This is a genomic window from Streptomyces sp. NPDC045431 (genome assembly GCF_040646655.1).
Lineage (GTDB): Bacteria > Actinomycetota > Actinomycetes > Streptomycetales > Streptomycetaceae > Streptomyces.
This window is the reverse complement of the sequence record NZ_JBEZAQ010000034.1, coordinates 25,785-34,654: the sequence shown is the minus strand read 5'-3', so window position 1 is coordinate 34,654 and position 8,870 is coordinate 25,785. Positions and strand designations below refer to the sequence as shown.

Sequence of the window (8,870 nt, the reverse complement as noted above, 5' to 3'; positions counted from 1 at the left end):
TCTCCGCGTACACGACGTGCCAGCCGTCGCGGTGGATGGCCATGGTGATGTCCGTGTCCTCGGCGAGGGTGTCCTCGCTCATGCCGCCGACCCGCCCACGGACCCCGGCCCGGGCCCGAAGCCGTCCGACTCGCCGTCCGCGTCGCCGGCGGCGGACACGACCCGGACGCAGGCGCTGCGGGCGCCGGACTGGTCGGCCGAGCCGTATGCATCGCCGCAGGTCGCGCCCGCCTGAGAGGGGTCGGTTTGCGTCAGAGGGGGGTAGGTGCGTATGGTGGTAGATCGTTTGATCCCATTTCCCATTTGCCCGGCGCCGACAGAAGCGCGCCGCGTGTGGCGCGTACTCCCAGCCGTGGCTGACCGCATCGAGGCGGTCGAATTGCGAAACACGGAGTTGACGGGCGCGTGCCGAGACTCCGGAAGGTTTCGCATTTCGCATGTCCATTTTCAGTTCTGACCACGCTGTCCTGCCCGAGGCCGACGAGGCGCTCGTCGAGGCCGTAGAGGCCGTCGAGACCGACGTCCTCGCGGACGTCGTCGCCGACGACGAGCCGACCATCACCTTCGCGGACCTCGGTCTGCCCGAGGGTGTCGTCCGCAAGCTCGCGCAGAACGGCGTGACCACCCCCTTCCCGATCCAGGCCGCGACCATCCCGGACGCCCTGGCCGGCAAGGACATCCTCGGCCGCGGCCGCACCGGCTCCGGCAAGACCCTCTCCTTCGGTCTGCCGCTGCTCGCCGCCCTGGCCGGCGGTCACACCGACAAGAAGAAGCCCCGCGGCGTCATCCTCACGCCCACCCGTGAGCTCGCGATGCAGGTCGCGGACGCCCTCCAGCCGTACGGCGACGTGCTCGGCCTCAAGATGAAGGTCGTCTGCGGCGGTACGTCCATGGGCAACCAGATCTACGCGCTGGAGCGCGGCGTCGACATCCTCGTCGCCACCCCGGGCCGCCTGCGCGACGTCATCAACCGCGGCGCCTGCTCCCTGGAGGCCGTCCAGGTCGCCGTCCTCGACGAGGCCGACCAGATGGCGGACCTGGGCTTCCTGCCCGAGGTCACCGAGCTGCTCGACCAGGTGCCGGCCGGCGGCCAGCGCCTGCTCTTCTCCGCGACGATGGAGAACGAGATCGCCACGCTGGTCAAGCGGTACCTGACCGACCCGGTGGTCCACGAGGTCGACAGCGCCCAGGGCAACGTCACGACCATGACGCACCACGTCCTCGTCGTGAAGCCGAAGGACAAGGCGCCGGTCACCGCCGCGATCGCCGCGCGCAAGGGCCGCACCATCATCTTCGTCCGCACCCAGCTGGGCGCCGACCGCATCGCGGAGCAGCTGCGCGAGGCCGGCGTGAAGGCCGACGCGCTCCACGGCGGCATGACGCAGGGCGCCCGTACGCGCACCCTGGCCGACTTCAAGGACGGTTACGTCAACGCGCTCGTCGCCACCGACGTCGCCGCGCGCGGTATCCACGTCGACGGCATCGACCTGGTCCTGAACGTGGACCCGGCCGGTGACCACAAGGACTACCTGCACCGCTCGGGTCGTACGGCCCGTGCGGGCAAGTCCGGCGTGGTGGTCTCGCTGGCCCTGCCGCACCAGCGGCGCCAGATCTTCCGCCTGATGGAGGACGCGGGCGTCGACGCCTCGCGCCACATCGTCGGCGGCGCCGGCGCCTTCGACCCGGAGGTGGCCGAGATCACCGGCGCCCGGTCGCTGACCGAGGTGCAGGCCGACTCCGCCAACAACGCCGCCAAGCAGGCCGAGCGCGAGGTCGCCGAGCTCACCAAGCAGCTGGAGCGCGTGCAGCGCCGTGCCGCCGAGCTGCGCGAGGAGGCCGACCGCCTGGTGGCCCGCGCCGCCCGCGAGCGCGGCGAGGACCCCGAGGCCGCCGTCGCCGAGGTGACGGAGGCCGCGGAGGCCGAGCTCGCCGAGGTGGCCGCCGCCCTCTCCGTACCGGAGCAGCCGCGCGACGAGCGCCGCGACCGTGACGACCGCCGCGACGACCGTCGTGACGACCGCCGCGAGGGTGGCTTCCAGCGCCGCGACGAGCGGGGCAACTTCCAGCGCCGCGACCGTGACGACCGCGGTGACCGCGGTGACCGTGGTGGGTTCAACCGCGACCGTGACGACCGTGGTGGCCGTTCCTTCGAGCGCCGCGACAACGACCGTCCGTCCGGTGGCTTCCGCCGGGACAACGACCGTCCCTCCGGCGGCGGCTTCCGCCGGGACAACGACCGTCCGTCGGGTGGTTTCCGTCGGGACAACGACCGTCCCTCCAGCGGTGGCTTCCGTCGCGACAACGACCGTCCCTCCGGCGGCTTCCGCCGTGACCGTGACGACCGTGGTGGGTTCAACCGCGACCGTGACGACCGTGGTGGCCGTTCCTTCGAGCGCCGCGACAACGACCGTCCGTCGGGTGGCTTCCGTCGGGACAACGACCGTCCCTCCAGCGGTGGCTTCCGTCGCGACGACCGCCCCTCCGGCGGCCACCGTGGCAGCGACCGCCCGTTCAACCGCGACCGTCGCGACGACCGTCCGTCCAGCGGTGGCTTCCGTCGGGACAACGACCGTCCGTCCAGCGGTGGCTTCCGCCGCGACGACAAGCCGCGCTGGAAGCGCAACGGCTGATCCGTACGCCTGATCCACGCGCCTGAGACGGGCCCGTACAGCACTCCGGTGCCGTACGGGCCCGTTCCGCATCGCGGGGGAGGGCCGATACTCGATCGGCTCCCCGACGCGGGGGGACTATGCTCGGCATGACGCTCCGCGCCCGGGCTATGCTGCGGGTTACGGGCCGTTAGCTCAATTGGCAGAGCAGCGGACTTTTAATCCGTTGGTTGTGGGTTCGAGTCCCACACGGCCTACCGTCGATGTACCGCCGAAAATGCCCTGACCTGCGAGGACGCGGGACAGGGCGGCGGAACGCCCCATCTGCGGCCTCTGGATCCCGATCCGGTGGCCGCAGATGGGGCGTGCATGTTTCTCAGCCGGTGGCCGGGTCGGGCCGGACGATCTCCCGTTTGAGGATCTTGCCGGTGGGGCCCTTCGGCAGGAAGTCGGCGATCCACACGATGCGCGGGTACTTGAAGGGTGCGACGCGCTCACGGACGAAGCCGAGCAGTTCGTCGGGTGTGGCGGACGCTCCGTCACGCAGCACCACGGCGGCGGCGACCTCCTGGCCGTGGACGGGGTGCGGGACGCCGAGGACCGCCGCCTCCGCGACCGCTGGATGGGCGTAGAGCACCTCCTCCACCTCGCGCGGATAGACGTTGTACCCGCCGCGGATGACCAGGTCCTTGATGCGGTCCACGATCCGGAAGTCCCCGCGGGCGTCCCGGGTGCCGAGGTCACCGGTGTGCAGCCAGCCGTTCCGTACCGTCTCCGCGGTCTCCCGCGGACGGCGCCAGTAGCCCCGCATGACGTTGTGCCCGCGGATGACGATCTCGCCCACCTCGCCGTCGGGCACTTCCCCGCCCTCGCGGTCGACGACGCGCATCTCGACGCCGTCGACGGGGATGCCGACCGTGCCGGCGACGCGCTCACGGTCGAGGCGGTTCACGCAGGCGAGCGGCGACGACTCCGAGAGCCCGTACCCCTCCAGTACGGCGCAGCCGAACACCTTCTCGAACCCGTGCAGCACCTCCACGGGCAGTGGGGAGCCGCCGCACAGGCCGACGCGCAGGGTGGAGAGGTCGTACGGGCCCGACTCGGGGCTCTCCGCCAGCCGCAGCATCAGCGTGTACATCGTGGGGACTCCCAGGAGGACGGTCACCCGGTCCCGTTGGATCACGGAGAAGGCGGCTGCCGGTGTGAAGCGGGCCAGCAGGGTGAGGCAGGCGCCCACCGACACCGCGCAGTTCAGCCCCATGACCTGTCCGAAGGAGTGGAAGAGCGGCAGCCCGCCGAAGATGACGTCGGCGGGACCGAGGCGCAGCACGCGTGCGCCCTCGTCGATGTTGCGGCGCAGGTTGTGGTGGGTGAGTTCGGCGCCCTTGGGCTTGCCGGTGGTTCCGGAGGTGTACAGGACGACGGCGGAGTCCGCGGGTGAGCGCGGCTCGTCGTGGGCCGACGGGAGGTGGGTGCGCAGCGTGGCGAGGAACGCCTCCGGTTCGACCACGATGCGCGGGGTGCCGGCCCGGCGGGCGCCTTCAGCCGCTTCGTCCCCGTCCTGGTGCCAGGCGAAGAGGAGGGCCGCTCCCGCGTCGTTCAGGCAGTGCTCGATCTCCCCGGCCTTCAACAGCGGGTTCATGGGCACGACGATCGCCCCGGCGCGGAGGATGCCGTAGTACAACACCGCGAAGAGGGGGGTGTTGGGGAGCAGGACGGCGACGCGGTCGCCCGGTGCCGTGCCCAGGGCGCGGAGCCGGGCGGCGGCACGGGAGCTGAGGTCGTCCAGCTCGGCGAACGTCAGCTCGTCGCCGTCGAACCGCAGGGCCGGGCGGCCGGGGTACGCGGCGGCCGCGCGGGCCAGGAGGGCGGGGACGGTGCCGGGGTCGGGGGCAGGCTCGGGCTGCATCGGGGTCATCCTCCAGTGCGGCGGTTCCAGTGCGGCGGTTCGCGTATGGCGGTTCTCGTACGGCGGTTCCCGCACGGCGTTCCCGTACGGCGGGTCGAGGACGAACGGGCATCGGCGGCTCAGGGCGATCGCGGCCGTCGGCAGGGCGTCGCGGTGGCAGCGCTCGCCCGGGTGGGCCGCCCGGCATCAGGCCGCACGGTCGGAGGCGAGGACGACTCGCTCCGCCCAGGCCCCGATGTGTTCGACGAGGCCGCCGTGGTGCCGTATCCAGCGGAAGTGGTCCAGCGGGCGGCCGCCCGCGTCGGCGCACGCGTAGTGGAGGCGTTCGACCCGGGCGGCGGGCATCTTGGCGCACAGATGGTCCACGGCGGTCGGTGGCGCCATGGTGTCGTTCTCGACGTCGACGGCGAGGACGGGCAGCGTCACCGCCCGCAGCGCCCGCTCGTAGTCCACCCGTGCCCCGGGGACGGTGTAGCGGCCGGTACGCATCTGGCGGGCCCAGTCCCGCATGAGCCGCGCCGTTTCCCGGCCGCCGAATCCGAACCGCTCCCCCGGCCAGTACCCGAGTATCCCGGCCCCCAGGGCGCTGAGCTGACTCCGTACCAGCCATCGTGCGCCGTCGCGCCCCAGTGCCCGGTACCAGGCGGAGCCGCTGGCGACGAGCACGACGCCGTCGAGCCGCGCGGGTTGGAACAGCCCGCAGTGCACCAGCCCCAGCTGCCCGCCCAGACTGTGCCCGAGCAGCAGCCGCGGTGCCGTGGGGTACGCGGCGTCGACGACGTCGAGCACGGCCCCGATGTCGTGCTCGACGATGTCGCGGTAGCCGAACCGGACGCCGCGCGCGGGCACGGGCACACTCTCGCCCTGCCCGCGCAGGTCCGTCGTCACCACCGTCATGCCGCGCCGGTGCAGCGCCCGTACGAGCGGGAGGTAGTTCCGCGCGGGCGTCCCCATTGCGGGCAGCAGGACGATGACGGGCGCACCGGCGTCGTCGTCCCGCGCCCGTACGCGTACGGTGAGCCGCGCGCCGTCGGGGGCCGTGATCTCGCCCAGCAGCGGCAGGCGGGGTTGCTTGGCGCTCATCCCAGCCGCCAGCCGAGCACACCGGCACCCCAGGTGATCCCCGCGCCGAAGGCCGCCACGCCCAGCACCCCGGACGGCCCGAGCCGGCCGGCCTCCTGGGCGTGGGTCAGGGCGATGGGGATGGACGCCGACGAGGTGTTGGCCACCCGGTCGACGTTGAGGAACAGCTTCTCGGGTGGCACCCCGATCTCCTTGCCGACGGCCCTCACGATGCGGGCGTTGGCCTGGTGGGCGACGAAGAGGTCGACGTCGTCGCAGGTCAGGTGGCGTCGCTCCAGTACCCGTCGGGCCGCGTCGCTCATCTTCTCCACGGCGTGGACGAAGATCTCGGGGCCGTTCATGCGGAGTTTGCGGTCATGGCGGTCGGCGAAGAGCAGGGGGATCTGCTCGCCGTCGGAGGCGAGGTGGAAGGCGGGCGCGACGGGGGCGTCCGGGAGGTCGGCGAGGACCACGGCACCGGCGCCGTCGCCGAGCAGGACGGCCGTCGAGCGGTCCTGGGCGTCGGTGATGCGGGTCAGCGCCTCCGCCCCGCAGACGAGGACGGCCTCCGCCCGCCCGGACTCTATCAGCGCCGTCCCGTGGTCCAGCGCGTAGACGAATCCGGCGCAGGCCGCGTGCAGGTCGAAGGCGGCGGCCTGCGGTGTGCCGAGCCGTGCGGCCACCTCCACCGCCAGCCCGGGCGTCGTCCGGTCGGGGGTGGTCGTCGCGACGACGACGTGGCTCAGGTCGGCGGCGTCCCGCCCGGCCTGCCGCAGCGCCGTCCGGGCGGCGGTGACGGCGAGGTCGGCGAGCCGGCCCTCCTCGGGCAGGAAGCGGCGTTCCCTGATCCCCGTCCGCTTGACGATCCATTCGTCCGACGAACCGATCGCCTCGAAGTGGCTGTTCGGCACGGCGCGTTCGGGCAGCGCCGCCCCGATACCGGTGATCGCCGCTGTCATCGTGCGGTCTCCTTCCCGGAGGTCCGGCCGCCGCCCACGCCCATGCGGACGGCGTGCATTCCGCCGTCGGCGTGCACGATCTCGCCGGTGACGGCGGCGGCGAGATCGGAGAGCAGGAAGAGGACGGGCCCGGTGAGGCGCTGGACGTCCGCGCGGTCCCAGCCGAGCGGCGCCTCCTGCTCCCACCGGTCGGCGATGGCGTCGAAGGTGCTGATGGCCGACCCCGCCACCGTCTCCACGGGTCCGGCGGCGACGAGGTTGACCCGGATGCCGCTGTCCCCGAGGTAGAGGGCGAGGTAGCGGCAGACGGCGCCGAGGGCGGCCTTGCTGACGCCCATCCAGTCGTAGCCGGGCCAGGCGCCGGTGGAGTCGAAGTCCAGCCCGACGACGCTGCCGCGCTTCCTGGCCAGCAGGGGGGCGAGTGCGGCGGTGAGCCCGTGCAGGGAGACGGCCGCCGTGTGGAGGGCGTGCGTGGCGCTCTCCACGGGGGTGGTGAGGAAGTTGCCGCTCAGTGCGGACTGCGGGGCGGCGGCGATCGCGTGCAGGACGCCGTCGACCGCACCCCATCGGACCTCCAGCTCCTTGGCCAGCCGGGTGAGGTCGTCCGGCCGGGTGACGTCCAGCTCCAGGACGTCCGTGGGGTGCGGCAGCCCGGCCGCCGCGGCCTCGGTGATCCGCCGCGTCCGGCCGAACCCGGTCAGCAGGACCTCCGCGCCCGCCTCCTGGAGGGCCTTGGCGGTGTGCCAGGCGATGGAGTCGTCGTTGAGGACCCCGGTCACGAGATAGCGGCGTCCTGCGAAGCCGAGCATCACGCTGTGGCCTTTCGTCGGTCAGGGGGTGGAAAGGACGAGCGCCGCGTTGTGGCCGCCGAAACCGAACGACGTGGACAGGCCCACCCGCGGCCGGTCGCCGCCGGGCAGCTCGCGTGCCGTCCGGATCAGGTCGAGCCCGCCGAGCCGCTCGTCCGGCTGCCGGAGGCCGGCGGTCGGGGGTGCGACGGCGTGGCGCAGCGCCTGCAAGGTGACGATGGCCTCCACCGCTCCGGCCGCGCCGAAGAGGTGCCCGATGCCGCCTTTGCTGGACGACACCGGGATGCCGGCCAGGGTGTCGCCGCCGAGGGCGAGGCGCAGGGCCTCGCACTCCAGCCGGTCGTTGAGCAGGGTGCCGGTGCCGTGGGCGTTGACGTAGTCCAGCTCCCCGGGAGCCGTCCCGGCGTGGCGCAGCGCCTGGGAGACGGCCTCGGCGGCGGGGCCGCCGCCGGGCTCGGGGGCGGTGAGGTGGTGGGCGTCGGAGGTGGCGCCGTAGCCCCGTACGACGCCGAGGACCCCGGCGCCGCGCCGGGCGGCTCCGGCGGCCGTCTCCAGGACGAGGACGCCGGCGCCCTCCCCGATGACGAAGCCGTCGCGCTCCGCGTCGAACGGCCGGCAGCGGCCGGTGGGCGAGAGCGCCCCGGCGTTGCGGAAGGCGGCGCTGACGAGCTCCGACGTCGACGCTTCGGCGCCGCCCACCACCACGGCGTCCGCCGCGCCGGCCGCCAGCAGCCGCAGCCCCGTACCGATGGCCTGCGCGCCGCTGCTGCACGCGGACGCCACGCACAGCGACTCGCCCCGGAAGCCGTACCGCATCGACAGGTGCGCGGCGGCGGCGTTGGCCATCATCTGCGGCACCATGAGCGCCGAGACGTACTCGGCGCCCTGCTCGGCGAGGACCGGGCCCTGTGCCTCGAAGCTGGCCGTTCCGCCGAGGCCGCAGCCGATGACGCAGGCGACGCGCCCGGCGTCGTACGGCGCGGCCCCGGGTGTCCAGCCGGCGCGCGTCAGCGCCTCCTCCGCCGCCACCAGCGTGAACTGCGTGAACCGGTCGGTGCGGCGCACGAGGTGACGGGAGAGGTGGTCGGTGGCGCGGAAACCGTCACAGGTACCGAGCCCGTCGTGCAGCCCGCTCTCCCCGGCGACGGCCCGCTCGTGCAGCACGTCGGCGCCGACGCCGAGCGGGGTGACCGCGCCGAAGCCGGTCACCACCGCCCCCGTCACGGCGTCACTCAAGTCCGGCCTTCACGTAGCAGAGCTCGAGTATCTGGCCGACGGTGTCGAGCCCGTCGAAGTCCTTCGGTTTCACCGGGACCTGCAGGTCCTTCTTGATGGCCTGCGCCAGTTCGACCATGTCGAGCGAGTCGATCTCCAGGTCGTCGAGCGCGGCGTCGGGGCGGATGTCCCCGTCGTCGACACCGAGTTCCACCAGCGCCTCGTGGATGAACTTCTCGATCGCGGCGTGATCAAGCATGGGTGATGTGCCCTCCTCGTGCGGGACGTCGTGGGGGTTGCGTGCCGT

General features: G+C 73.0%; 7 protein-coding genes, 1 tRNA gene and 1 pseudogene. 3 read left to right on the top strand and 6 right to left on the bottom strand.

The features are described 5' to 3' along the window. From AB0A69_RS33360 to AB0A69_RS33350, 3 genes and pseudogenes are all read left to right on the top strand, one after another. Positions 1-235, top strand: a pseudogene (locus AB0A69_RS33360) (hypothetical protein); the annotation flags it as partial. Between the two features lie 202 nt (positions 236-437). Beyond that, positions 438-2,630, top strand: coding sequence for a DEAD/DEAH box helicase (locus AB0A69_RS33355; RefSeq protein ID WP_361429790.1), 2,193 nt, complete (start codon positions 438-440; stop codon positions 2,628-2,630). Positions 2,631-2,793: 163 nt separating this feature from the next. Continuing rightward, positions 2,794-2,866: transfer RNA gene (locus tag AB0A69_RS33350), tRNA-Lys, on the top strand. A gap of 119 nt (positions 2,867-2,985) precedes the next feature. Here the strand turns inward: AB0A69_RS33350 and AB0A69_RS33345 are convergent. The 6 genes from AB0A69_RS33345 to AB0A69_RS33320 all read right to left on the bottom strand — a co-directional run bounded on the left by AB0A69_RS33345 (position 2,986) and on the right by AB0A69_RS33320 (position 8,822). Continuing rightward, positions 2,986-4,518 carry a long-chain fatty acid--CoA ligase gene (locus tag AB0A69_RS33345; RefSeq protein WP_361429788.1) on the bottom strand — a complete coding sequence of 511 codons (1,533 nt, stop codon included), beginning with the start codon at positions 4,516-4,518 and terminating at the stop codon, positions 2,986-2,988. 186 nt (positions 4,519-4,704) lie between these two features. After that, a complete protein-coding gene (locus AB0A69_RS33340; RefSeq protein ID WP_361429786.1) occupies positions 4,705-5,601 on the bottom strand; it encodes an alpha/beta fold hydrolase in 897 nt (298 codons plus the stop codon). Next, positions 5,598-6,539 carry a beta-ketoacyl-ACP synthase 3 gene (locus tag AB0A69_RS33335; RefSeq protein ID WP_361429784.1) on the bottom strand — a complete coding sequence of 314 codons (942 nt, stop codon included), beginning with the start codon at positions 6,537-6,539 and terminating at the stop codon, positions 5,598-5,600. The genes AB0A69_RS33340 and AB0A69_RS33335 overlap by 4 nt, the downstream gene beginning before the upstream one ends. Continuing rightward, a complete protein-coding gene (gene fabI, locus AB0A69_RS33330; RefSeq protein ID WP_361429782.1) occupies positions 6,536-7,348 on the bottom strand; it encodes an enoyl-ACP reductase FabI in 813 nt (270 codons plus the stop codon). Before fabI ends, AB0A69_RS33335 begins: the two co-directional genes overlap by 4 nt. A 21-nt stretch (positions 7,349-7,369) precedes the next feature. Continuing rightward, positions 7,370-8,584, bottom strand: a complete 1,215-nt coding sequence (locus AB0A69_RS33325; RefSeq protein ID WP_361429780.1) for a beta-ketoacyl-[acyl-carrier-protein] synthase family protein — start codon at positions 8,582-8,584, stop codon at positions 7,370-7,372. Further along, a complete protein-coding gene (locus tag AB0A69_RS33320) occupies positions 8,577-8,822 on the bottom strand; it encodes an acyl carrier protein (protein ID WP_361429778.1) in 246 nt (81 codons plus the stop codon). The genes AB0A69_RS33325 and AB0A69_RS33320 overlap by 8 nt, the downstream gene beginning before the upstream one ends. Between the last annotated feature and the right edge of the window lie 48 nt (positions 8,823-8,870).

What these genes read in the sequence shown, in the direction of transcription:
- AB0A69_RS33320 (WP_361429778.1), bottom strand. Translation starts at nt 8,822, where the DNA reads ATGCTTGATCACGCCGCGATCGAGAAGTTCATCCACGAGGCGCTGGTG.
- AB0A69_RS33340 (WP_361429786.1), bottom strand. Translation starts at nt 5,601, where the DNA reads ATGAGCGCCAAGCAACCCCGCCTGCCGCTGCTGGGCGAGATCACGGCC.
- AB0A69_RS33335 (WP_361429784.1), bottom strand. Translation starts at nt 6,539, where the DNA reads ATGACAGCGGCGATCACCGGTATCGGGGCGGCGCTGCCCGAACGCGCC.
- fabI (WP_361429782.1), bottom strand. Translation starts at nt 7,348, where the DNA reads ATGCTCGGCTTCGCAGGACGCCGCTATCTCGTGACCGGGGTCCTCAAC.
- AB0A69_RS33355 (WP_361429790.1), top strand. Translation starts at nt 438, where the DNA reads ATGTCCATTTTCAGTTCTGACCACGCTGTCCTGCCCGAGGCCGACGAG.
- AB0A69_RS33345 (WP_361429788.1), bottom strand. Translation starts at nt 4,518, where the DNA reads ATGCAGCCCGAGCCTGCCCCCGACCCCGGCACCGTCCCCGCCCTCCTG.